Below are 23,744 nucleotides of genomic sequence, written 5' to 3'. Positions count from 1 at the left end.
TTTGTGACTATTTTCCGTGACTGTAGAGAATGAGCAGGGCAAAATCCACGCCCTAGTTAGCAGTTCCGGCAAGGACCACAAATGATCTTCAGCGCAAGCTTTCAATCTCACCTCCGCAAGGCGATGCTCTGGAGCAGGTCCTTTCATTATAAGCCAATAATGGCTGGCCTGCTGTCAACAATGCTGCTTTCAGCGTCTGCGCACGTTCTGGCGGATGATGCCGACAGCGGTGCAGCCCTCTCTTCGGCCATCGAAAATGCTCCGGCGAAGAAGCCCAGGAAAAAGCGCGGCCCGGAGATTGTGCCCAAGCACGAGCGCTCGTATATCGGCATCTTCGGCACGCAATTGGAAGTTCGTGGTGTCACCCTGGCCAAGGACGATCTCAAGTTTGATGGCGCCTCCATAGTCGCCGGAACATATCTCAGCGATTACTTCCGACTCGAGGCGCGGGCTGGCACGGGGCTGGAGACGGCCGTAGCTGCTGATGACCCGGAAAACTCGCTTGAATTCGATATCGATTATTATATTTCCGGGCTTATCGGACCACAGGCCAACCTGACAGACTATTTCCAGGTCTACGGCCTGGTCGGCGTCACTCGGCTGGTCGCGTCTACCGATCGCTCGGCACTTCGGGGCTTCCCGGACATCCCTGAAGGACTGATCGACAGCTCATTCAGCTTCTCGTACATACTCGGCACGGACATCCATATTCACTACGATATATGGGCATCCCTCGAATTCGGGCAGCTGCATAAAGACACCCTCACCAATATCAGAACCGAGTTCCTGAACCTCGGCATCAAGTACGAGTTCTGATCAGCCAGCAGCTGTGAATTCTGGGGTTACGGGCGAAGTCTTCAGGAATTGACTGTTTCGTAAAGTCCGTCACCTCGAAGGCCTCTTTCAGGGCAGGACTCAGCTTGAATGATCGCAGATTGCTGGAAAACAGCAGCGTGCCCCCATCTTCCAGGCGCTGCATGGAGGCACGAATCATATCCTCGTGATCACGCTGTATATCCAGCACCCCGGTCATGCGTTTGGAGTTCGAAAAACTAGGCGGGTCGAGAAAGATAAGGTCGAAGCGTTCCCGCTTCGTTTCACTGGATGACAACCACTCCATCACATCAGCCTGCAGGAACCTGTGCTGACCACTGTTGAGGCCATTCAGCCCAAAATTATGAATCGCCCAGTTGAGATAGGTCTGTGACATATCCACGCTCAGCGTTTCCGCAGCCCCGCCTGCTGCGGCCTGCAATGATGCTACCGCTGTATAGCTGAAGAGATTCAACACCCGCTTGCCTTTGGCCTGCTCACGAAGCCACGCGCGCGCAGGTCGATGATCCAGAAAAAGCCCGGTATCGAGATAGTCATGCAGGTTGACGTACACTCTCATGCCCGCCTCCTGCACGATACGGAATGGCGCAGGTAAAGAGGACTGTCCAGGCGGTCGTGACAAGGGAGACGGGCCCGAGCGGCCTGCCTTTTCGTATTGACTGTTGCCGCGCTGCCTACTGCGCTGCTTGATTACGACCCTGCTTTCATCAAGCTCAAGCACTGACGAAATCACTGCTCTGGCCGCGATAAGCCGCTGCCTCGCCTTGACTGGATCTACAGATTTCGGCGCAGCATATTCCTGCAGGGACACTTCGCCTTCATACCAATCCAGTGCAAAGGCGAACTCGGGGATATCGGCATCATAGAGCCGGTAACAACTGACGTCGTTCCGTCCGGCCCACTTGCGCAGCTGTTTCAGATTCTTCCTGAGGCGGTTGGCCAGGGTTTGCTGGTGCTCGCTCCAGGTCTCTGGACTAACGCCCTGCCCTGACGGCATCGCCAGATTTTCAGTAAAATCGTCCTGATGGGGAGACCTGTCAATCGGTTGGGCATCAGTCGTCCCATTACGATCGGCTTTGGGCCCGCCGTAGAGTTCAAAGACACTCAGCACCACTTCGAGATCGCCGTTATACAGCTGGTATTGCTTCTTCGGCTTGAGATGCATGACCTGTGGCACATCTGGCAGACCAGATAGAACCGCAAGCCTGCAATCATGCTTCAACTGCTTCAGCGCCGTTGCCCAGTCAGCATAGAGTCGCTGTATCTCGAGCGTGCTACCGAGTCGTTCGCCGTAAGGCGGATTGGTGGCGATGAGTCCGTAGGCAGAGGCCTCCGGCGCACTCATGGCCTCTGAAGCCGAGCGTCGCTCCAGATCGATGAACTCCACGACGTCTGCGCTTCTGATGTTGATGCTGGCATGGGTCAGCGCCTTCGGATCGACATCACGTCCGAGACAGCGACCGGTCCAGCGCTGCCGGGCAGCCGCTGCCTGTGCTGTCGCATCAACGATAACCGCCTGCCAGAGTTCTGGCTCATGCCAGCGGGCATACCTGAAGAGGCCGGTCTCGCGCAGGAGACCGGGTGCCTGTTGAATCGCCATGTGAGCCGCTTCGATCAAAATGGTGCCGGAGCCACAGAATGGATCGAGCATGGAGGCCGCCGGATCAGCTGCGACCATCTCCGGCCAGCCAGCCCGCATGAGCACAGCCGCCGCCAGATGCTCTTTGACAGGCGCTGCTCCCTGCGCATTTCGGTAGCCTCGCTGGTGGAGACTACGGCGGCTGCAGTCGAGCGCGATACTGAAGCCCCGTCCAAAGCCGGCAGCGATGACCTGGCGTGCATTGTCCCGGTCAAGATACGGTGGCGCTTCACCAGCAGCGCGAAAGGCGTCGACGATGGCATCCTTGATCAACTGTGCACCAAAGCCGGCGCTGCGAATATCGCCGTCCTGTCCCTTCGCATCTATCCAGAATGGACTATCCGGCTCAAGCAGACGAACCCAGTCGATGCTGGCAGCGGCCTCCGAGAGGGCACTCACCTGTGTCGTTTTGTTATCGACAGCCAGGTTGATTAACACTCTGCTTACCAGACGGCTGTACATCAGCAGCCAGTAAATCTGGCCCAGGGTGGCATGGCTTACCGCCCTCGTTCGCAACAGCTGATCGGTCTGAAGGCCGCAGCCCGCAATCTCCGAGGCGACGAGATGATCGAAACCTCTGGGGTAGACCAGCTGGATCTGAGTGGTTTGCAGGCTGTCGGTAAACAAGGGATTAGAATTAAAACTCATTTTGATAGACCAAACTATTCGTTCACATGCAGCGGGAATTAACGCTACTTTGATGGTGTGGAGACTGTGGCCCATGCAAAAGGCAGTGGCAAGCACAGATTCGTTCTTGGTACGGCCGCAATGGCAATGGTCCTCCGCCATGTCTGACAAGGCCCGATTCGAGCGCTCCGGTCCTCACCGGGGGCAGCCATAAAGGGCATCAGGAATTCGAGCTTTGTCGGCATCGAATGTTCAATTTACCAGATCGTGAGGAATGGAAATAATGAAGAGACAGAAGCGTGACATGTCTGAACGGGCTTACTCGAAGGGCTATCAGGTCGGCGTATCGGGTCGTTCAAAAGATCTTTGTCCAGACACAAATCACGATACATGGATGAGCGGCTGGCGTGACGGCCGCGCGGATAATTGGGATGGACTCACCGGAGTTTCCGGACTTCACAAACAACATACCCTGCACGGCTGATCAGGCAGCCAGTAAGCACCGACGATTAGCGACTTTCCCTGGCCAGACAGGTCCAGGCTGACATCTCCACCCACCCATTGTCGCGTCGTCAGGCAGCCCGGTCTCCGGGCTGCCCCATATCAAGATCCGCTATAGCTTCCACCAGCGCAGGTCCTGCGTAAATAAATCCGGTATACACCTGCACCAGAGCAGCACCACGCTGCAGTTTGGCCGCGGCGTCTGAAGGCGTCATGATACCGCCAGATGCAATAACCGGCATATCTGAATCGACCTCGCGCAAGGCTGTGACCAGCCACTGCAACAATTCATCTGCCCGAGCAGTCAGGGGCGCACCGCTCAATCCTCCAATTTCCCGCGCATGCTGGGCCGCCTCGACGCCCTGCCGCGACAGCGTGGTATTTGTCGCAATCAGGGCGTCTATACCAGCACGGTGAGCCTGAACGGCCACGCTCTGGACTTCTTCATGCGTTAGGTCGGGTGCAATCTTGAGGGCCAAGGGCACATAGCGGCCTGATTGCTTTTCGAGGCGCGCCTGCTCCGCCTTCATTGTTTCGAGCAATTGATCCAGTGCCGAACCAAACTGCAGTGCTCTCAGGCCAGGCGTATTGGGGGATGAGAGGTTGATCGTGACGTAGTCGGCCACACTGTGGACGGCGCGAAAACAGTCAAGATAATCGATGTGAGCCGACTCTGCCGGAGTATCCTTGTTCTTGCCGATATTCACGCCGACTATGCCGGGCCAATTTCGCGCCTGAAGGCGAGACACCAGCTTTTCCACACCAAGGTTATTGAAGCCCATGCGGTTGATGATGGCCTGACGGTCTTCGAGCCTGAACATTCGAGGCTTGTCGCTACCCACCTGTGGCTTTGGCGTAACCGTCCCCACTTCGATGAAGCCGAAACCGAGTGAACCGAACGCGTCGATACACTCGCCGTCCTTGTCCAGCCCTGCAGCGAGGCCAACCCTGTTCGGAAAGTCCAGCCCCATCACCTTGATGACGCCAGGCTGACCAGCCACTGAACCCCGAGCAAGCTTTTTCAGAAGTCCGGTACGCTGCATGAAACGCAGCCCCGCCAGCGCCTTGTCGTGGGATTGCTCCGCATCAAGCCGGAACAGGAAGTTTCTCATCCACGGATACATTCTTGCCAGAGCACTCATCATTCGCTGCTCTCCTTTTCGCTGCTTTTCCTACCCCCGCACCAGCCGCCCGGCTCGTGTCGAGGCGGGAGTATAACGATGCCATCGCGAAGACGAAAGGACAGAGTGTGTCACCCTGCGGACAGGGAATGTTTCAGTACTGTCACTTATCCACGAATTCTGTGGATAACTTTGTGTGTATCACAAGAGCAACGTGCCGGAGCCTACTGCGACGCGGCTTTGGCGCAGATCGTTCGATTTTTACCCACACCGTTTGCGGGCCGCACTCAGGAAAAAAAGGACGTGTATAAAGTTCGAAATGCAAGCCCTGTCAGCACCAATTTGAACCAGAATTTGAAACGATCTTCATTGACATGTTGAAGAACACGAAGTCCGACCCTGGTGCCGAACCAGGCTGCGAAGATCATGCAGGCGAGCACTGTGAGCCACGGCATGAAGCTGAAACCAGCCAGGCCAAAGACCAGAATCTTCAGACCATGCTGTGTCGTCATGCAGGTTGAGAACAGCGCGGTGTAGCGCCATTTATCCAATCCCGAACGTCCGATCCAGGCCGAGACCAGCGGACCCGTCGCGCCGACGAGCATGGTCGCCAGCGTAGTCAGCAGTCCGCCGGTCAGCAGACCAATTGGACTGCGCAGTCCCAGCTGGGGCACTTTTCCCCAGCACAGGTAGAGGATGAAGAGCGAAATGATGACGGGAATCCAGCGCTGATCCATACGCACCAGCAGCGCTACGGCCAGAATGGAAGCGACTACCGCGCCTATTGCGAAGAACATGGCCTGAGATCGATCGAGTTGCTCGCGAGTGAGCACCGCTCGGCTGGCATTCGAGCCCATCTGCACCAGACCATGTAATGGGATGAGCGCCAGCGGAGGCACCAGGCCGGCCATGATGATGACCAACAGCGATCCACCGCCGACACCGAGAGCAGCGGTCAGGACCGAACCGACGAAACTCGCCGCCGTCAGTACGATGAGATCGATGATCGACATCATCTCTGGCAACAGCGAATTCATGGTACGTCAGGCCATCAGACTGTTGGTCTTGATCTTCTGCAACTTGTCGCGAAGCTGCGCGGCCTTTTCAAATTCGAGATTTCTCGCAGCTTCATACATGGCGTCTTCAAGCGCCTTGAGCGCCTTCATGGCCTGTTTTGGATCATCCGGTAAAATATCCGGCCCAGTGTAATCCATGCTTGGCTCGGCCACCTTACGCTGCGCTGTACCCTTCTTCTTGCCTGGGTTGTACGCGCCCTCCATGATGTCCTGTACGTTCTTGTCAAGCGCTGTTGGCGTGATGCCGTGCTCGAGATTGTGCTCGATCTGCTTGGTACGGCGGCGGTCTGTCTCGTCGAGGGCCCGCTGCATGCTGTCGGTGATCTTGTCTGCATACAGGATGGCGCGCCCACGAAGATTTCGCGCAGCTCGGCCGATGGTCTGTATCAGCGAGCGATCACTGCGCAGGAAGCCTTCCTTGTCGGCGTCGAGAATAGCTACGAGCGAGACTTCGGGCATATCGAGACCTTCTCTCAGCAGGTTGATGCCGACGAGGACGTCGAATACGCCTAGCCTGAGATCCCTGATGATCTCGACCCGCTCAACGGTATCAATATCGGAATGCAGGTAGCGTACGCGGATCCCATGCTCCATCAGATAGTCTGTGAGATCCTCCGCCATCCGTTTGGTCAGTACCGTCACCAACACACGCTCCTGTCGCGCTACGGTGGTCCTGATCTGGCCCATCAGATCATCCACCTGCGTTTTCGCTGGCAGGATCTCGATCACCGGGTCGATCAGACCTGTGGGCCGCACCACCTGTTCAACGATCTGGCTCTGATGCTCGGCCTCATACTTGCTCGGCGTAGCCGATACAAAAATAGTCTGGGGCGCGGTCCGCTCCCATTCGTCGAAACGCAAGGGCCTGTTGTCCAGCGCCGAGGGCAAGCGGAAGCCATATTCCACCAATGTTTCCTTGCGCGAGCGGTCTCCACGATACATCGCACCGATCTGCGGTACTGTCGCATGGGATTCATCGATGATCAGCAGCGCATCGGCCGGGAGATAGTCGTACAGGGTCGGTGGTGGCTCGCCCGTCGCACGGCCTGAGAGATAGCGGCTGTAGTTCTCGATGCCGTTGCAATAGCCCAGCTCCTGCATCATTTCGAGATCGTAGCGGCAGCGTTCCTCGAGCCGCTGGGCTTCGAGCAGGCGATGGTTGTCGCGCATGTTCTTCAGGCGCTCGGTCAGCTCGGCCTTGATGCCGCTGATGGCATCCAGAATGATCTGGCGAGGGGTGACATAGTGCGTTTTCGGATAGATCGTCGCTCGCGGCACCTTGCGAATGACCTCGCCGGTCAAGGGATCGAACCATGACAGCGACTCCACCTCATCATCGAAAAGCTCGATACGCAGCGCTTCGCTTTCGGACTCCGCCGGGAACACGTCGATGACATCCCCCCTCACCCGGTAATTGGCGCGGTGCAGCTCGACGTCATTACGCTTGTATTGCAGCTCTGCGAGCCGCCTGACGATGGTGCGCTGGTCGATGGTGTCGCCACGATCGAGGTGCAGCATCATCTTCATGTAGGATTTCGGATCGCCCAGGCCATAGATGCACGAAACAGTCGCGACGATGATGACGTCCCGGCGCTCCATCAGTGCTTTCGTGGCGGAGAGTCGCATCTGTTCGATGTGCTCGTTGACTGACGAATCCTTCTCTATGAAGGTATCCGATGACGGCACATAAGCTTCTGGCTGGTAATAGTCATAGTAGGAGACGAAATATTCGACCGCATTGTTGGGGAAGAACTCCTTGAACTCGCCATAGAGCTGCGCCGCCAGCGTCTTGTTGTGCGCCAGTACCATGGTCGGCCGGTTCACCTGCGAGATGACATTGGCCATGGTGTAGGTCTTGCCGCTACCGGTGACACCGAGCAGGGTCTGGTGACTCAGGCCGTCGTTCAGGCCCTCTACGAGTTTGGCTATGGCCTGAGGCTGGTCGCCCGCTGGTTCATAGGTACTCTTCAGTTCAAATGATTTCATACTTCCTTCAATCCGTGTCAGGCGCTATCGATGCAATTGGCCTGATGTTACAATTTCGCCCAGTGTTACCACCCTACTCTCAATCATCAAGAAAGGACCGCCTGCGTGGAAATTCAGTTGTCGGATCGTGTCAACAGCATCAAACCCTCGCCTACACTCGCCGTGACCAACCGCGCTGCCGAGCTCAAGGCAGCTGGTCATGATGTCATCGCACTTGGCGCCGGTGAGCCGGACTTTGATACGCCAGAGCATATCAAGGAAGCGGCGATCAAGGCGATCAGAGACGGTCGCACCAAATACACCGCCGTCGATGGCACGCCCGAGCTGAAGCACGCGATCATCGATAAGTTCAAGCGCGACAACAAGCTCAATTACGAAGCCAATCAGATACTGGTGTCATGTGGGGGCAAACAGAGTTTCTTCAACCTGTCGCTCGCGCTGCTCAATCCTGGTGACGAAGTCATCATTCCGGCACCCTACTGGGTGTCTTATCCGGATATGGTCCTGATTTCGGGCGGCAAGCCGGTATTCATCGACACCACTGTCGAAGCTCGCTTCAAGATTACAGCTGAGCAACTCGAACAGGCGATCACGCCAAAGACCCGGCTTTTCGTCATCAACAGCCCATCCAACCCTAGCGGCGTGGCCTATACGCGTCAGGAACTCACAGCGCTTGCCGAGGTGCTGAAAAAGCACGAGCAGGTGCTGATTGCCACTGATGACATGTATGAGCATTTGCTATGGAACGAGGAAGGCTTCTGCAATTTGCTGGACGTCGCGCCCGAATTGATCGACCGAACAGTCGTGCTTAACGGCGTGTCGAAAGCCTACTCCATGACGGGTTGGCGTATCGGATACGCCGGCGGCCCGCTGAAGCTGATCAATGCCATGAAGAAAGTGCAGTCACAGAGCACGTCGAATCCTGCTTCCATTTCACAGGCTGCTGCAGTGGCAGCGCTGAACGGTAGCCAGGATTGCATTCAGCCGATGCTGAAAGCATTCAAGGAACGTCATGATTATATCGTCGAGGCACTCAACGCCATTCCAGGCGTGAACTGCCCTGAATCTGATGGCACCTTCTACAGCTTTCCCGGTTTTCAGGGCGTGATGGAGCGACTGGGCATGGCCAGCGATGTCGAACTCGCCGAACATCTGCTGGTGAAGAACGGCGTGGCTTTAGTACCAGGCTCTGCCTTCGGTACGCCGGGCCATCTGCGAATATCTTTCGCCACAAGCATGGGCAACCTCGAAAAAGCCATGCAACGTCTGCAAAGTCTGGGTAATTAATAGATATGCCATTACTGCATTTGGATCAGATTTCTCTCGCTTATGGAATGAACCCCCTGCTCGACAACGTCTCGGTTGTGATCGAGCGGGGTGAAAAAGTCGCGCTCGTGGGGCGCAATGGCGAGGGCAAATCCACCCTGCTGCGCCTGCTGTCTAAACAGGCGGAGCCGGACAGCGGTGAGATCCGTGGTCTGGATGCGATCAATGTCGGCGTACTGGACCAGGACCTGCCGGAACGTACTGACACGACGGTATTCGAACTCGTGGCTGGTGGCCTGGCTGAAGCCGGTGAGCTGATTACCAGGTTTCACGAACTCTCGCATAGCGAGCTCGACGAAAAGGGCCTGGAAGCCCTGTCTGTCGTGCAGTCGCGCATGGAAGCCCTGAATGCCTGGCAGCTCGAGACCAAGGTGGAAGCCATCATCACCCAGCTTGGCCTCAAGCCAGAGGTCACCTTGAAGTCGCTGTCAGGCGGCTGGCGCCGACGTGCCCTGTTGGGGCGCGCACTGGTGTCCGATCCGGATCTGCTGCTGCTCGATGAGCCTACGAACCACCTCGACATCCCGGCGATCGAATGGCTGGAAGGCTTTATCCGCAATTTCCGTGGCGCCGTCATCGTCGTGACGCACGATCGCCGCTTTCTGGCGAATGTGGTCAACCGCGTACTTGAGCTCGATCGTGGCAACATCTATTCAGTCAGTGCGAGTTACCCCGAGTATCTCGAGCAGCGGGAAAAACGCCTGCAGGATGAGGCCACGGAACAGGCACTGTTCGACAAGCGCCTGGCTGAGGAGGAAGTCTGGATCCGTCAGGGCATCAAGGCTCGACGCACCAGGAACGAAGGTCGCGTACGCGCACTGAAAGCCTTACGGGTGGAGCGCTCACAACGTCGTGAGCAGCTGGGCAAGGCCAACATCGAGCTCGAAAATGCTGACAAGAGCGGCAAACTGGTGATCGAGGCCGAAGGCGTCACCTATAGCTACAACGCGAGCAGCACTGATACGCCGGTGGTGAAAAACCTCAAGCTGCAGATACAGCGCGGCGACCGCATCGGTATCGTCGGCAGTAACGGCTGTGGCAAATCCACACTATTGAAGCTGCTGCTGGGCGATCTCACGCCAGATGCCGGCAAGATCAGGCACGGCACCAAGTTGCAGATTGCCTACTTCGACCAGTTGCGCAACCAGCTGGATCCGAAGAAGACCGTTATCGATAACGTCAGTGGTGGCCAGGATTTCATCGAGATCAATGGCAAGCGCAAGCATATCATTGGCTACCTCGGTGACTTCCTGTTCCCCCCTGCCCGAGCGCGAACCCCGCTTTCGGCGCTCTCTGGTGGCGAACGGAACCGTGTGCTGCTGGCCAAGCTGTTCACCCAGCCCGCGAACCTCCTGGTGATGGACGAACCGACCAACGATCTGGATGTCGAAACACTGGAAATGCTCGAAGAGTTGCTGACCGAGTACAAGGGTACGCTGCTGCTGGTGAGCCACGACCGGGAATTTCTCGATCAGGTGGTGACCAGCACCCTCGCCTACGAAGGCCAGGGCCGCTTCAAGGAATATGTTGGCGGCTATACCGACTGGGTTCGTCAGGGACATGGCTTTACCGCCGCCAACAGTGGGCTGGAGAGTCTTGCTGACGACACCTCAGCCGCTGATAACACTCAGGCTGACAGTGTCCCGGCAAAATCGGCCGCTGCTTCGCCCGCGTCCGCACAGAAACCTGAGCCGAAAAAGAAGCTGAGTTACAAACTGGAGCGCGAGTTACAGCAGTTGCCTGTGCAGATTGAAACCCTGGAAACATCGATCACCGCCATGCAACTGGCAATGGCCGAACCGGGTTTCTTCGCCAGACAGCAGAATGAGATCAACAAGGATACTGACAAGCTGGCACGACTGGAGGCAGAACTCGCGTCCGCCATGGAACGCTGGCTCGAGCTCGAATCGATGTAGCTTGCCGGCTCGTCGGGAGTGAGCCAGAGCGGCTCAATAACGTAGTGAACTATCATATAAGCTGAAAGGAGACACGATATGCACTACACCAGACAGGTTCTGACGGGTAGCGTACTGGCACTGGGTATGGCCCTCGTCGGCTGTGGAGAGTCGGCCGAAGACATGGATCGAGCGGGCGAGGATCTTTCTCGCGCGACCGAGGACATGGTCGAGAGCGGGAAGCGTATGGCAGGTGAAGCAGCTGAAGAAACGGGCGAGTTCATCGACCGCGCTGGTGACAGCCTCAGCGATGCCGGCGCGCGCGCGAAGGAGTTGGGCCAGTCCGCCCTCAACAAGACGGGCGAAATGGCCTCGGATGCCGGCGACGCCATGCAGGACATGGGCAATGAGGCCAACGAAGCCATGCGTGACGATCCGAACGATCAGGACACTACAGACCGCATGGAATAAGAAGACCCGATCGCATCATATGACTGAGCGCCTGCGCTGCCGGAGCAGGCGCCATTCCTCCAGAAGCCCTATAGCCAGACTACCGCACATCAGCAGCAGAACTATCGTAAAGGGCAATGCTGTCGTGATTGCACCCGCATGCAAGGCGTCCAGAGCAAGCGTCCCACCCCCGACCAGCAACATCGATGCGATGAGCCCTTCCAGAGTGGCCCAGAAAACACGTTGCGATGTCGACGAATCCAGGGCACCGCCCGACGACAGCGAATCCGCTACCAGACTCGCGGAATCAGAAGAACTGACGAAAAATACGACCACGGCCAGAAGACCCAGCACAACGGTCACCTCAGACCACGGCAGCGTCTTCAGCATGGTGAAAAGCGCCAGTGACGGCTGATTGCCCAGCGCCTGCAGTTCACTACCGCCAGCCTGCAACTGCAGTATTGCACTCCCCCCGAATATCGTCAGCCACATGAAGGTCAGGATACTTGGAATAACGAGCATGGCCACGAGGCATTGTCGAATGGTGCGACCACGAGAGATACGAGCCACGAAAAGCCCTACAAATGGTGTCCAGGAGATCCACCAGGCCCAGTAGAACACCGTCCACTGGTGGTACCAGGCTTCATCGTCACGATCGAACCAGAGGCTTAACGCGCCACTGTGCTGCACATAGGAAATGAGGCTGTCGGCCCCCACGGCGATGATGGCCAGAGAGGGGCCGGCGGCAAAAACGAAGGCTGCCAGCACGACTGCGATCAGCAGGTTGAGCTGGCTGACCCGCCTGATGCCACGTTTGATACCGAAAATCATCGACACCACGACCAGCAGCGTTATCGCTACGATAATACCCAGCTGGACTGGAACGGTATTGGGCGTGCCAAACAGAAAGTTCAGCCCTGCGCTTATTTGCCTGGCGCCAAAACCCAGAGATGTCGCCAGACCGAACACGGTGGCAATGACCGCCGTGCTATCGATGATATCACCTGGCCAACCCCAGATACGCTTGCCGAGCAGCGGATAAAACGCGGAGCGCAAGGTCAGCGGAAGCCCGCGGTTAAAAGCAAAGAAGCCCAGAGCCAGGGCCACCAGACCATACATGGCCCAGGGGTGGAAGCCCCAGTGATAAAGTGTAGCGCCCATGGCGAGGTCAGCAGCCTCAGGCGTCGCGGGCGCTACACCAAGCGGAGTGCCATCGTGGCCGAGATAGTGCGAAATCGGTTCTGCAACACTCCAGTACATGAGCCCGATGCCCATGGCACAGGCGAACAGCATTGCAAACCAGGACAGCACCGAGTATTCGGCGCTGGCGTCTACGCCACCGAGTCGGATACTGCCGATTGGCAGAACGATCAATAGCAGGCAGAACACCACGACGACATCGGCTGTAAAGCTGAACAGCCAATCGAAATGCTCGATCGTCCATGTCATGGTCTGCGAAAACAGCAGGTCAGTCTGGACCGGCGCAACGATGGCCAGCATGACGAATACGAGAATCACGGCTGCGCTCAGGAAGAAAACCGGCGCATGCATCTCTAGACCCAGGACCTCCATCTGGTCTTGTGCATTCGGGTAATCGCCCACAACTGGAGGCGTTATGGTCTCGGCACAATCGCCGTTGCGGGTAACCGGCGTGTTCGACTCGTCCACCTGCTCAATGTCTTGCTGCTTACCCTTGTTCACGCTGCTCTACCACTCCATTTTACCGATCTTGAACTGATTGATATCTGCTGGGCAGGGTATGCCAGCCAGAAGAAGGGTACATACGGTAGCAATATTAAGCCTGCTTGCATAAACTTCCTTGCCTCATCTGCACGTACTGCAGTCATCCAGATTCAAAAAGTCAGGAAGACAAGCCTATATGAAGGTTCCGAAGTTACCAGGCATTCTCTTTCCACTCATCAGCCTAGCCATCTATTCGCTCGGTCATGGGGTGTTGTCCACGCTAGTCACTGTCAGGCTCTCCGCTGAAGGCGTCTCCAGTACCTGGATAGGCCTGGTGAGCTCAGCCTACTTCGCCGGCCTGATTGTCGGCACCTTCGTCAACGCTCGTCTGATCGTGAGTGTCGGCCATATACGGGCCTTCGCAGCTTATGCCTCCATTCTGGCCGCCATCACGCTTCTACTCGGGCTTGTGGTCGTTCCCGAGTTTTGGGCACTGATGCGCTTCCTGGGAGGATTCGCCTCAGGGGGACTTCTGGTCGTCATCGAGTCCTGGATACTGGTCACTACACCCTCTGTGAAACGTGGCCAGGTGATGGCGGCCTATATGATCCTCTTCTACGGATCGATGGCCCTTGGTCAGATGGTGCTGAAAAACGTCGATTTGAACACACTGGTACCATTTGCCATCTGCGCCATCTCAGCATCGCTCTCCGTCGTGCCGCTGGCACTGGCTCGGGTAAACATGCCGATACTCGAAGTTGGCAAGAGCCTGCCCCTGGGTCGCCTGCTTCGCATAACGCCTGCGGGCATTACCTCGAGTTTCGCTTCGGGGCTGCTGCTGGGGGCGCTGTATGGCCTGCTACCACTGTTCTTTGCCGGGTCTGGTTACGATCTTGCCAATACAGCCAACATGATGGCTATCGTCATCATAGGCGGCATGGCACTACAGTATCCGATTGGAAGAATGTCAGACCTTACCGATCGCAGAATCATATTGGCTGCGTTGTTCGGCATCACTATGGTCATCTCCATATTTTTCGTCTGGGCAGCACCGACCGAAAATTTCTGGCTCACCGCCAGCTTCATTTTTCTGCTCGGTGGCACCATGTTCTCCATGTACCCTATCAGCCTCAGCCATGCCTGTGATGAAGTTGAACCGTCGATGGTCATGAGTGTGAACCAGGGGCTATTGATCGCCTACAGTATCGGGGCCATGGTCGGCCCCACGATGGCGCCATTTTTCATCGAAGTACGAGGGCCACTCGGACTCTTCGCATTCTTTAGTGTCGTATGTGCGTTCACGGTGGTCTTCCTGCTGTATCGTCGAACCCGTCGCGAAGCGGTACCGCTCACTGAGCACTTCAGCCACACGCTCTCGATACCGAACACACCGATCATGGCAGAAATCGACCCACGCTCGGAATTTCCTGAGATTACACCAGTGATGCCTGAATACGAGCGTCGGCATCACGATCATCACGATGTTGATGTCGGGCAGAATCATTCTGCTGCTGACCAAGATCATCCGGCAAGACGCCGGAACGACCACTGAGAGTGCTGCCGTCATGGCCTTTACACTGATAGATCCCATTACCAATCCGTTTCTCCTCCCTTTCGATGGGCGCCTATCCATGCGGGCGCTCAGCACCTCGCCAGTTGACAAGGATGGGGCTCTGCCCAAGGACGAGCTCAAAGAACGACTGCAGGTGCAGGTGGAGGCGCTTCACGACCTTCAGCGAAAGCTCTTCGCCGACAAGCGTTTTTCAGTGCTGTTGATTTTCCAGGCCCTGGACGCCGCAGGCAAGGACAGCACAATTCGACACGTAATGACGGGCGTGAATCCAGCTGGGGTCTCAGAGACCAGTTTTGGCCGCCCCACATCGACCGAGCTCGACCAAGACTTTCTCTGGCGAGCTGTAGCTGCCCTGCCTGCGAAGGGCAAGATAGGTATTTTCAACCGCAGTTATTATGAAGAAGTACTGACCGTCCGGGTGAATCAGGAGCTCTTGCTACCCCAGCGCGTGCCCGGCGTTTCAGAGCACCCTGACGGCACCGTGGAAGTCGATGTGCAGTTCTGGGAAGACCGCTTCACTGCCATAGCGGCCCATGAGCAGTACCTGGCCAGACAGGGCGTACTGGTGTTGAAGTTCTTCCTGAACGTCAGTCGCGAAGAGCAGAAACAGCGCCTGCTATCACGAATCGACAAGGCACGAAAAAACTGGAAATTCGAAGCGGGAGACCTGGACACACGTGATCAGTGGCCAGCCTACGAAGCGGCTTACGAAGACGTCTTCAGCCGGACTGCAAAGCCATGGGCCCCGTGGTATGCCATTCCCGCCGACAGCAAACCATACATGCGGCTCAAGGTTGCGGAGACTATAGTGGCAGCGATGGAGCGTCTCAACCCGAGCTGGCCGGAACTCGATGACGTCGAGAAGGCAGGGCTCGAGGCAGCAAGAACCCGCCTGACCAGCGAGGACTAGATTTCCTTTTTCGCATTGTCATCGAGCAGGTTTTCATCGTTAGACGCCTGATCGGCGTCGAGCTGCTGCTTGATATCCGTTTCAGGCCTGAGGTCGGCAGCGCCTTTCGGGCGGCTCTCCGCGACTGGGGACGCTTGGGGCGGCTTGGGTCGGCTTGGCGCCTCTGCCTCAGGCGCCTCACTCAGCGTGATCCCTTTGGCACCGAGCCACTTCAGATTATAAGTAGGTTCTGGCATGCCAATTTCAGCTTCGTCGAAGCAGACCTTGATCAAGCGGATTGCCTCACTTTTCACCTTGACATAACTGTACTGCGTCTGGTCGATCCACGCGTAGATATGCAGCACTACGTTCGAATCTCCGAGTGCTTCAATGAGCGCCTGTGGTTTCGGATCTTTCAGTACGCCCTCCATGCCATCCAGGGTATCGAGCGCCAGGGTTTCGGCGTGATTGAGGTCGATGTCTGTGGAGACGCCGACCACAAAATCAAAGCGCCGCTGGGCGTGACGCGTATAGTTTATGATCACGGCCTTGAACACGAGCGAGTTCGGCAATCTCACATGGTTGCCTTCGAAGGTGAGCAGTATGGTGGCTCGCGTAGTCAGCCTCGACACAAAACCCTGATATTCATCGATCCTGACCAGGTCATTGGCTGAAAATGGCTGCCGAACACTGAGCATGAGCGAGGATATGAAGTTTTCCACACTGTCCTTGAGTGCGAAACCCAATGCCAGACCAACCACACCCGCAGCGCCGAGTAAGGTGCCCAGAATGGCGGTCGCGCCGAAAAGCTCGAGCACGGTGTAGAGGCCGAAGATAAAGGTCAGCATACCGGCAATCTGAGCGGCAATTCGTGCTACGAAAATATTCGGCGTCACACGGCCGAATAGCCGGTCCAGCTTTGACACCACGCGGGCAAGCCAGAAGAAGACACCAAGCCACAGCAGCGCCGCCAGGACCAGGGGCAGCCAGGTGATGAAGGCAGTGAGAAGACTCCGTGCCTTTTCAAGCGCCGGGTTCACGCGCTCGCCAATGGCAGACTCCTGCTGCAAGGTATTGTTCACTGCCACCACCTGCGGTAGACGCCCCGCAATCTCAGCAGCCTTCACGGCGACATCCTTGGCGAGAACATTGCCCGACAGTGTGACCACCCCGGCGTCTACCTTGACCTCCACTTCGGCCAAACCAGGAAACTGGGCGTAAATGCGCTTCAGTCTTTTCGAGATATTGGCGTCATGTTGCGATGGATTGCTGTAAAGATCACCATCAAGCGAGCCCTCGGCCACTTCTATTTCTGCATACGCGCCTGTACTCAGCGTCAGGAGCAGGAGCAAGAGCAAGGTCACCTTTTGCAGACAGTTATATATTGGCTTTGATAAGGACAAGCATTTTCCTCCGGAAGATGAGGCATCAGTGATCATTGCGCCCCAGAGACTGGTTACGCTTACTGGCCAGGCTCCGATCTTAGCAGTCATGCCCCTCCCGATCCGGCGTTGCAATAAATGTCGATACGCCGATAATGAAAACTGACTATTCAGCGAATATAACAATGAACATCAAAGCCAGCACCAGTGATATCAAACGGCCGAAACAGGGTGGCCCGGTCTCGAAGTCGGTGAAGCGATCGAAAGCCCTGCAGCGCATCACGCTCATCGGAATGGTCCTGGACCTCGCACTCGGCGCCGCCAAGATTGTCGTCGGCACCATCGGCCACTCTTATGGCCTGATAGCCGACGGTATTCATTCGCTGTCCGACGCGCTCTCGGACGTGCTCGTACTGGTGCTAGCGCATGTTGCTGGCAAAGCCCCGGATGACGATCACCCTTACGGTCACGGCAAATTTGAAACCGTAGGTTCAGTGCTTATGGGCAGCCTGCTCATAGGTGTGGCGGGCGCGTTGGCCTGGGATAGCGTAATGCGCCTACTCTATGCCACTCATCTTCAGGAGCCCGAATGGCCGGTGCTGGTGGTAGCTGCCATTTCCATCGTATCCAAGGAATGGATCTATCGGGCGACACGCAAGGTTGGCGAAGAGTTCCGTTCCGATCTCATCATTGCGAACGCCTGGCACTCACGAACGGATGCATTTAGCTCCATAGCGGTTCTGCTGGCCGCTGGCGGAGCGATGGCAGGGGTGCTCTGGCTTGATATCGTGGCCGCCATCGTCATTGCGGTTCTGGTGGGCCATGTGGGCTGGCGTTTGTCACTATCAGGTCTTAGACAACTCGTCGAAACCGCGGTGCCCGAAGAGTCCAGTCTTGCATTTTCGCGAACGGCCGAGGCAGTTGAAGGCGTGGAAGGCCTCCATTTCCTGCGAGCGCGAGCCGTGGGGGCCGAAACCCTGGTAGACGTTCACATACAGGTGGCGCCCTATGCCAGTGCCTCCGAAGGCCATCATATCGGAGTGCTGACAACACGCGCTCTGAGGAATGCCCATCCGGAAATCGCTGATGTCACCTGTCATGTCGACATTGAAGGCAATAACGCGGAACTGAAGCAACGAATGTCTGTGCACAAGAAGTACCTTGCGGCGGCGGACAAACTGCCGGATCGACGCCAGATCGAATCGAAGGTCCGCGAGCAGCTTGCTGAATACGATGACCAACTGGTTCTCGAACGATTGCAGCTGCACTACCTGAATCATCAGGTCGAAGCTGAGCTGCTCATCAGGATTAATGCTTCATCCCCGGCCATGACAGCTGCGGCACCGGCGTTCGATGCCGATGATGTAAAGACCGCATTAGCAAGTTGCCTGCAGGCACTCGGAGTCAGTGACATCAGAATCTGGTGGCGTGGGTAAGACGACTCCGCTGGGCGGACTGTCAGCCTCAGCCCTTCAGGAAGTGATCAATGCCGGCCTGCGCGCAATCCATGTCCTGCTGCGGTGTTCCCGAGCTGATACCGATGCCACCCACGACAGCACCCTCTACCGAAACAGGTAGCCCGCCGCCCACCACACAGAGGCGGCCACCCATCGAGGTATGAATACCGAACACCAGGTTACCGGGTACGCAGGCAGCGTTGTATTCATGTGTAGCCTTGCGCGCCGCTGCAGCCGTAAAGGCCTTGTCCTGTGCCACAGTGATACTGGTGATCTTGCCGCCATCCATTCGCTCGAAGGCCAGCAGGTTGCCCGACTCATCGGTGACCGCAATACACATGGGCACCTTGATATCCATGGCCTTGGCTCGGGCACCCTCAATGAGCTTGCGGGCGTCATTCTGGTCAAGTCGGCTGATGGTGAGCATATCGTCGAATCCTCTGGAATAAAAATACCTGACTGGATCATCGTTGTGCTGAGAGACAAAGTCCAGCAGATAAATCAGCCTGCTCGTGAACGTCGCCCGGGCTGAGTCAACCGGTTGCCTCTGGGCACACCCAGATTCAAAAAAGTTCGATAACGCGGCCTCTGGCGGCTTCCGCATCTTCATGATCATGGGTGACAAGAATGGTGGGAAGTCCCCGACTGGTCAGATGTTCAAAAACCAGCTGGCGCATCTCCGCGCGCAGACTCCGGTCGAGTTTCGAAAATGGCTCGTCCAGCAACACTGCTCTCGGCTCCGAGAGCAGTAGCCTCATCAGCGATACGCGTGCCCGCTGACCACCGGAAAGTGTCTCAGGATCACGGCTGCCGAATCCACTCAGCCCGATTTCTGCCAATGCCTGTTCAACGCGCATCTGCGGCTTTGGATGCCCGGGGACGAGACCGAAACGCAGATTGCCGGCCACGCTCAGATGCGGGAAAAGCAGAGGGTCCTGAAACAGCAGCCCCACCCCTGATCGCTCGGCAGACACAGACGTGATGTCTTCATCATCCAACATCACTTTTCCGCTGGCCCGGAAAGCCGGTGGCAGAAAGCCCGCCACGTGGGCCAGGAGAGTGGACTTGCCTGACCCCGAGGGCCCCATTATCGTCAGCACTTCGCCGCCAGCGAGGCTGGCATCGAGCGCCAGCAGCAACTTGTCCTGCAGGCAGAGCCTGACCTGCTGCAGATGCAGCTCATGAGCTTTCATTGAATCTCCCTCATCCCCCGTCGATTACGCCAGATCAGGCCTGGCAGGGCAATGGCGACGGCGAAACCAACGAAGGGAAGCAGTGCCTGGACCAGTGACCAGATGCCGATCAGCCGCCTGTCGCCGCCAGCTGCCAGAGCGACTGCCTCGGTAGTTACAGTCGTGATGCGCCCTGCCCCCAGCAGGCGTGTAGGCAGGTACTGCGAAATGCTGATTGCAAAGCCGAGCGCAGCAGCAGTCAAGATCGGCGCCAGCAGCAGCGGCAGGCGAACGCGCCAGAATACGCCGTTCATCGAACTCCCGAGTGACCGGGCCAGTTGGCTCCAGCGAGGATCAAGACGTCGGTAGGATTCCGCCAGCGCAAGATAGACGTATGGCAGAACGAAGAGAAGATGGCCAGCGGCGACCAAGGCGAGCGAAGGCCCTGACTGAATCACCTCGGCACTGACGGTTATGCCCGACAGAAACGCAATCTGCGGTACTAACAGAGGTAAATACAGCAGCCACAATGCCCATGGCGCGGCGACGCCCAGTCGCTGCTCCCGCTCAAGCGCAGCGATAACCAGCAAGACGGCGAGGATGGTGGCGGCGGCAGCGATCACAAGCGTCGTCAGCAAGGGATCCTGCAGCGTCGGCAATGCGCGGAAAAAGGCATCTGCAGACAGCGAGGCAGGCCAGGCTGCCGGGAAACGCCAGAATCCGGCGAAGGCGTTGAGCGCCAGCGCCATAAAACCGAGACCGGCCATGAGCACCACCAGCGACATGGTCACACGCCCAAAGCTTCGTATCGAACGATCAGCGAAGCTGCGATGCCCTCGGCGAACCCACAGGGCATGCAGGCGGCTGGCCAACTGCTCGAACAACCACCAGTTCAGCAGCACTGCGGCCGTCAGCAGTAGTTGGGCAATGGCACCTGCCGAAGCCACATATAGGGTTCCGAGATCCGGGTCGTTGAACCACTGGACCACCTGCACGCTGAGCGTCGGTGGCAGGGTTGGTCCCAATATCATGGCGACATCGACCGTGGACGAGGCAAAGGCAAGCACTGCATAGACCGGTAAGCGAATGAGCGGATAGAGTGCTGGCGCCACCACCTTTAGCCAGGCCACGCCTGGCCGGTAACCCAATGAGCGCGCCATGATCACCCGTTGCCCGGCGTTGACCTGTGGCAAAGCGGCAAGACTCATCAACAGCAGGAAGGGCACTTCCTTCATCACCAGACCGGCCATCAGTGAAAGGCCAAGACTATCGTGGACAATCAGCAGGTCGGGTGGCCGCTCCCAGCCGGTCAGGCCGGGAGAGATCCAGCGGGTCAGGAGACCTGAAGGCATGATGAGAAAGGCAAAGCCGAAAGCCGCAGCGGCATGGGGTACCGAGAGCAATGGCGAGACAAGCCGACGCAGCCAGCTGTCCAGCGACCAGCGACCAGACTGCCTGGCACCGACGGCGGCAAGAAAGCAGAACACGATGAGCAGAGACAGGCCCGTCGTCACCAGCGCCGTGGCGTAGCTGACGCCAACGCTGCGCCAGATCCCGGGCGAGGCGAAAAGCCGCAGCCAGGGCTCGAGCGTCAACTGCTCACCGCCCAATACTGGCAGATAGCCAAAGGCAGGCAGCAGCGCCAGTATGAGGCCTGCCAGAACCGGCAGTACCAGAATAGCGATGACGACTACTGGTATCAGCCGCAGGATCAAGCTGTCATCCGTCGCATTTCATTAGCTGCGGCCAAACCGCACGCAGCAGTCAGATCCATCATCAGCTGCCGACGTAGCGCTTCAACCAGGCTTGTTCAAGCGCCTCTACCCAACTTGGATGGGGCTCGGCAATCACCTTTTCGAGCTCAGCAGTGCTGGCGGCACCAGGCAACTGCGGAAGCTTTTCGAAAAGAGCCCGCTGCTGCTCCGTCAGTTTCTCCAATGAAAGCACAGTCGAGTTACCCCACACTGTTGCATCCTGTTTGCGCGCCTGTGCCTCAGGCGACAGCATGAAGTTGGCAACGACCATCGCGCCTGCTGGATGGCTGGCGTTGAAGGGAATGCCGACAAAGCTGAAGTTACCCAGCGTACCGCCATCGAGCACGTAGGTTTCGACACTGGCAGGCAACTCGTTGGCGGCAATGGCGCCGGCCGCCTCCTGGGTATTAAAGGAGTAGGCCAGGCTCAGCTCACCATCAGCCATCAACTGGCGCATCGCCGGCCCGCTTTCCGGAAAGGCGCGTCCGGAACGCCAGAGCTGCGGGTGCAACTCATCGAGAAAGCGCCACAGCGGCTTCGTGACTGCTTCGAAATCCGCTTCAGATACCGGCTCGCTGAGCACGCTGCTATCTTCGGCGAGCTCTATCAGCGCCTGCTTCAGGAAGGTGGTCCCGAGAAATTGTGGTGGCTTGGCATAGGAGAACTCTCCTTTGTTGGACTTGCTCCACTTCAGCAGTTGTGGAATCGTCTTCGGCGGATTTTCCGTTAGCGCCTTGTCGTAGTAGAACACCAGCTGCGCCTTGCCCCAGGGAAGCTCGTAGCCGTCGACCGGCACCGTAAAATCAGTTCTTACCGCCGGAGATTCATCGGGATTGGTGAGTGGGAAATTCGGCACGTCTTCTGCCCAGGGGCCATACAGGAGGCCAGCCTGTTTCATCGACGCGAAATTTTCGCCGTTGATCCACACCAGATCAACTGCACCGCGATTGGTGTTACCAGCCTGCTTCTCAGCCAACACTCTGGACACGGCCTCGGCGGTGTCTGAAAGCTTGACATGAACGAGCTCGATATCGAACTGCCGCTTTACCTCTGCCGCAAGCCAGTTGATATAGTCATTGGTCCTGTTATCTCCACCCCAGGCATTGAAATAGACCGTCTGCCCAGCTGCCTGCTGCTCCACCTCGTTCCACTCACTGTTCACCAGTTTGTTGTCGGCGCTCATGCTTGCCGCCGACAATACCGTGAACAATCCAGCGACCGTCGCTCGAAGCGTCTTCCGAAAGTTCATGTGCTTGCATCCTTGATCATCATGTTGAATTTTTCAGTAATATTCAGCATCAGCGAAAGGCATCGCCAATCAGCTGTATCTCATCACTTACCTGCTGGAGTACCTGTTGGCTGAGATAATGCCTGGCTCGTTCCTCGACATGCCTGTTCAGGGTGTCGGCATTATTGTTGCGGTCCCAGTTTTCGTAGTGTCCTGTATGGTTCTGCGCCGCCGTGGCCAGCCATTTTGCACACCAGGTGCTTGACCACAGCCACATCGCCCGCCGCAGATCAGCCTGCCAACTCAAATGTGCGAGGACACTCGCACTTTCGCCACCTCGCAGGTCTGCCAGATAAGCAGCCCATTGGCGATAAGCTTCGATGACGCTCGCCGCTTCCAGCACAGCATGTGTGCGCAGATCCCAGGTCGTGGAGGTATACAGTGTTGCGTGTGCAAGATCAAAACCGGCGTGGCTATAGCGGGCCTTTTCCAGGTCGACCATCCAGGCCTTGCCCGACTCGTCGATGAGGAAATTGCCGGGGTGGGCATCGAAGGTAATGAGACTGACTGGCGGTCGATCATGTCGATGCAGCGACTTCGCCAGCGCAGACAAGCCCGACTGAAGCAGGTTTTCGCTGCCCGGAGACAGCTCTACCTGACTGAGATAACGCGCCTGCCCGCTCACTTCATCGTGCATCGCGCGCAGCGGATCTGCAAGATCAGGCAGTGGCCTGCGGGCCGGACGATCGGGCAGGTCCAGTGCATGGATGGCTGCCAGTGTTGCCATGATGGCATCGAGATCGGCGGGGAGCACCGGCGGCCGACCGATGACTTCCTCGACCACGAGCGCTCCCTGTGGCAACAGTCGACTGGTCGATAAACACGCGTACAGTTTTGGGGTACAGCCAGAAGCCATGGCGCGTTGAAAACAGGCCGCCTCGTGCTCAAGATGACGCTGCGGCGGTAGGCCTACCTGGCTCTGCTTGGGTATCCGCAGCAGGCATCCATGGCCCTCCAAACGGACATGAGCGTGCGCCAGACCGCTATCCTCGAGCGGCGTCAGCTCACTGCCGGCCCACCGGCTCGACCGCAGTGCTTCATGCAGGGCATCCAGGTTCTGCGCAGTTATTGCGACATCTGAATTGCTCAAG

The 23,744-nt window shown here is 57.3% G+C and carries 19 protein-coding genes; 8 read left to right on the top strand and 11 right to left on the bottom strand.

From position 1 onward, the window contains the following. The first annotated feature begins 81 nt into the window (after positions 1–81). Complete coding sequence (locus ABD735_RS03685) at positions 82–816, top strand: outer membrane beta-barrel protein (protein ID WP_344803390.1); 735 nt, start codon at positions 82–84, stop codon at positions 814–816. Here ABD735_RS03685 and rlmKL read toward each other — a convergent pair. Then, on the bottom strand, positions 800–3,121 hold the full coding sequence (rlmKL, locus tag ABD735_RS03680) for a bifunctional 23S rRNA (guanine(2069)-N(7))-methyltransferase RlmK/23S rRNA (guanine(2445)-N(2))-methyltransferase RlmL (RefSeq protein WP_344803388.1): 2,322 nt from the start codon (positions 3,119–3,121) through the stop codon (positions 800–802). The two genes, ABD735_RS03685 and rlmKL, sit on opposite strands and share 17 nt — an antisense overlap. Positions 3,122–3,383: 262 nt before the next feature. On the opposite strand from rlmKL, the gene rmf reads away from it, so the two are divergent. Beyond that, positions 3,384–3,584, top strand: a complete 201-nt coding sequence (gene rmf / locus ABD735_RS03675; RefSeq protein WP_344803386.1) for a ribosome modulation factor — start codon at positions 3,384–3,386, stop codon at positions 3,582–3,584. Between the two features lie 88 nt (positions 3,585–3,672). On the opposite strand, the gene ABD735_RS03670 is transcribed toward rmf, so the two are convergent. The 3 genes from ABD735_RS03670 to uvrB form a co-directional block, all read right to left on the bottom strand. Next, on the bottom strand, positions 3,673–4,746 hold the full coding sequence (locus ABD735_RS03670) for a quinone-dependent dihydroorotate dehydrogenase (RefSeq protein WP_344803384.1): 1,074 nt from the start codon (positions 4,744–4,746) through the stop codon (positions 3,673–3,675). 263 nt (positions 4,747–5,009) lie between these two features. Then, positions 5,010–5,759, bottom strand: coding sequence for a sulfite exporter TauE/SafE family protein (locus ABD735_RS03665; protein ID WP_344803382.1), 750 nt, complete (start codon positions 5,757–5,759; stop codon positions 5,010–5,012). Positions 5,760–5,765: 6 nt separating this feature from the next. Continuing rightward, positions 5,766–7,784 (bottom strand): excinuclease ABC subunit UvrB, encoded by a 2,019-nt coding sequence (gene uvrB, locus ABD735_RS03660; protein ID WP_344803380.1) that lies wholly within the window; start codon positions 7,782–7,784, stop codon positions 5,766–5,768. A gap of 105 nt (positions 7,785–7,889) precedes the next feature. Between uvrB and ABD735_RS03655 the strand changes: the two genes are divergently transcribed. The 3 genes from ABD735_RS03655 (at position 7,890) to ABD735_RS03645 (ending at position 11,476) form a co-directional block, all read left to right on the top strand. Then, the gene (locus ABD735_RS03655) at positions 7,890–9,071 is read left to right on the top strand and encodes a pyridoxal phosphate-dependent aminotransferase (protein WP_344803378.1); all 1,182 of its coding nucleotides are present in this window, start codon (positions 7,890–7,892) and stop codon (positions 9,069–9,071) included. A 5-nt stretch (positions 9,072–9,076) separates the two neighbouring features. Beyond that, positions 9,077–11,026 carry an ATP-binding cassette domain-containing protein gene (locus ABD735_RS03650; protein ID WP_344803376.1) on the top strand — a complete coding sequence of 650 codons (1,950 nt, stop codon included), beginning with the start codon at positions 9,077–9,079 and terminating at the stop codon, positions 11,024–11,026. A gap of 78 nt (positions 11,027–11,104) precedes the next feature. After that, positions 11,105–11,476 carry a hypothetical protein gene (locus ABD735_RS03645; RefSeq protein WP_344803374.1) on the top strand — a complete coding sequence of 124 codons (372 nt, stop codon included), beginning with the start codon at positions 11,105–11,107 and terminating at the stop codon, positions 11,474–11,476. Between the two features lie 15 nt (positions 11,477–11,491). On the opposite strand, the gene ABD735_RS03640 is transcribed toward ABD735_RS03645, so the two are convergent. Further along, a complete protein-coding gene (locus tag ABD735_RS03640) occupies positions 11,492–13,156 on the bottom strand; it encodes a BCCT family transporter (RefSeq protein ID WP_344803372.1) in 1,665 nt (554 codons plus the stop codon). A 178-nt stretch (positions 13,157–13,334) separates the two neighbouring features. On the opposite strand from ABD735_RS03640, the gene ABD735_RS03635 reads away from it, so the two are divergent. Then, entirely contained in the window at positions 13,335–14,690 is a 1,356-nt protein-coding gene (locus tag ABD735_RS03635) for an MFS transporter (RefSeq protein WP_344803370.1), read from the top strand. Beyond that, entirely contained in the window at positions 14,626–15,621 is a 996-nt protein-coding gene (locus tag ABD735_RS03630) for a PPK2 family polyphosphate kinase (protein ID WP_344803368.1), read from the top strand. Before ABD735_RS03635 ends, ABD735_RS03630 begins: the two co-directional genes overlap by 65 nt. Here the strand turns inward: ABD735_RS03630 and ABD735_RS03625 are convergent. Further along, positions 15,618–17,003, bottom strand: coding sequence for a mechanosensitive ion channel domain-containing protein (locus tag ABD735_RS03625; RefSeq protein ID WP_344803366.1), 1,386 nt, complete (start codon positions 17,001–17,003; stop codon positions 15,618–15,620). The genes ABD735_RS03630 and ABD735_RS03625 overlap by 4 nt on opposite strands. A 164-nt stretch (positions 17,004–17,167) precedes the next feature. Here ABD735_RS03625 and ABD735_RS03620 point away from each other — a divergent pair, with 164 nt between their 5' ends. Continuing rightward, positions 17,168–18,418: a cation diffusion facilitator family transporter gene (locus ABD735_RS03620; RefSeq protein ID WP_344803364.1), complete on the top strand. Its 1,251-nt coding sequence runs from the start codon at positions 17,168–17,170 to the stop codon at positions 18,416–18,418. Between the two features lie 28 nt (positions 18,419–18,446). Here the strand turns inward: ABD735_RS03620 and ABD735_RS03615 are convergent, their stop codons facing one another. From ABD735_RS03615 to ABD735_RS03595, 5 genes are all read right to left on the bottom strand, one after another. Then, the gene (locus ABD735_RS03615; RefSeq protein ID WP_344803362.1) at positions 18,447–18,866 is read right to left on the bottom strand and encodes a GlcG/HbpS family heme-binding protein; all 420 of its coding nucleotides are present in this window, start codon (positions 18,864–18,866) and stop codon (positions 18,447–18,449) included. 136 nt (positions 18,867–19,002) lie between these two features. Next, positions 19,003–19,632, bottom strand: a complete 630-nt coding sequence (locus ABD735_RS03610) for an ATP-binding cassette domain-containing protein (RefSeq protein ID WP_344803360.1) — start codon at positions 19,630–19,632, stop codon at positions 19,003–19,005. Next, the gene (locus ABD735_RS03605) at positions 19,629–21,326 is read right to left on the bottom strand and encodes an ABC transporter permease (protein ID WP_344803358.1); all 1,698 of its coding nucleotides are present in this window, start codon (positions 21,324–21,326) and stop codon (positions 19,629–19,631) included. The genes ABD735_RS03610 and ABD735_RS03605 overlap by 4 nt, the downstream gene beginning before the upstream one ends. Positions 21,327–21,387: 61 nt before the next feature. After that, on the bottom strand, positions 21,388–22,614 hold the full coding sequence (locus ABD735_RS03600; RefSeq protein ID WP_344803356.1) for an ABC transporter substrate-binding protein: 1,227 nt from the start codon (positions 22,612–22,614) through the stop codon (positions 21,388–21,390). A gap of 49 nt (positions 22,615–22,663) precedes the next feature. Next, positions 22,664–23,743, bottom strand: a complete 1,080-nt coding sequence (locus ABD735_RS03595; RefSeq protein WP_344803354.1) for an aminoglycoside phosphotransferase family protein — start codon at positions 23,741–23,743, stop codon at positions 22,664–22,666. Position 23,744 lies beyond the last annotated feature (1 nt).

Origin of the sequence: Allohahella marinimesophila, from assembly GCF_039538005.1 — a bacterium.
Lineage (GTDB): Bacteria > Pseudomonadota > Gammaproteobacteria > Pseudomonadales > Oleiphilaceae > Allohahella > Allohahella marinimesophila.
This window is presented reverse-complemented; position numbering and strand designations above follow the sequence as displayed.

Coding starts and splice junctions, on each gene's coding strand:
- ABD735_RS03685 (WP_344803390.1), top strand. CDS start 82: ATGATCTTCAGCGCAAGCTTTCAATCTCACCTCCGCAAGGCGATGCTC.
- rlmKL (WP_344803388.1), bottom strand. CDS start 3,121: ATGAGTTTTAATTCTAATCCCTTGTTTACCGACAGCCTGCAAACCACT.
- rmf (WP_344803386.1), top strand. CDS start 3,384: ATGAAGAGACAGAAGCGTGACATGTCTGAACGGGCTTACTCGAAGGGC.
- ABD735_RS03670 (WP_344803384.1), bottom strand. CDS start 4,746: ATGATGAGTGCTCTGGCAAGAATGTATCCGTGGATGAGAAACTTCCTG.
- ABD735_RS03665 (WP_344803382.1), bottom strand. CDS start 5,759: ATGAATTCGCTGTTGCCAGAGATGATGTCGATCATCGATCTCATCGTA.
- uvrB (WP_344803380.1), bottom strand. CDS start 7,784: ATGAAATCATTTGAACTGAAGAGTACCTATGAACCAGCGGGCGACCAG.
- ABD735_RS03650 (WP_344803376.1), top strand. CDS start 9,077: ATGCCATTACTGCATTTGGATCAGATTTCTCTCGCTTATGGAATGAAC.
- ABD735_RS03645 (WP_344803374.1), top strand. CDS start 11,105: ATGCACTACACCAGACAGGTTCTGACGGGTAGCGTACTGGCACTGGGT.
- ABD735_RS03635 (WP_344803370.1), top strand. CDS start 13,335: ATGAAGGTTCCGAAGTTACCAGGCATTCTCTTTCCACTCATCAGCCTA.
- ABD735_RS03630 (WP_344803368.1), top strand. CDS start 14,626: ATGTCGGGCAGAATCATTCTGCTGCTGACCAAGATCATCCGGCAAGAC.
- ABD735_RS03620 (WP_344803364.1), top strand. CDS start 17,168: ATGAACATCAAAGCCAGCACCAGTGATATCAAACGGCCGAAACAGGGT.
- ABD735_RS03615 (WP_344803362.1), bottom strand. CDS start 18,866: ATGCTCACCATCAGCCGACTTGACCAGAATGACGCCCGCAAGCTCATT.
- ABD735_RS03610 (WP_344803360.1), bottom strand. CDS start 19,632: ATGAAAGCTCATGAGCTGCATCTGCAGCAGGTCAGGCTCTGCCTGCAG.
- ABD735_RS03600 (WP_344803356.1), bottom strand. CDS start 22,614: ATGAACTTTCGGAAGACGCTTCGAGCGACGGTCGCTGGATTGTTCACG.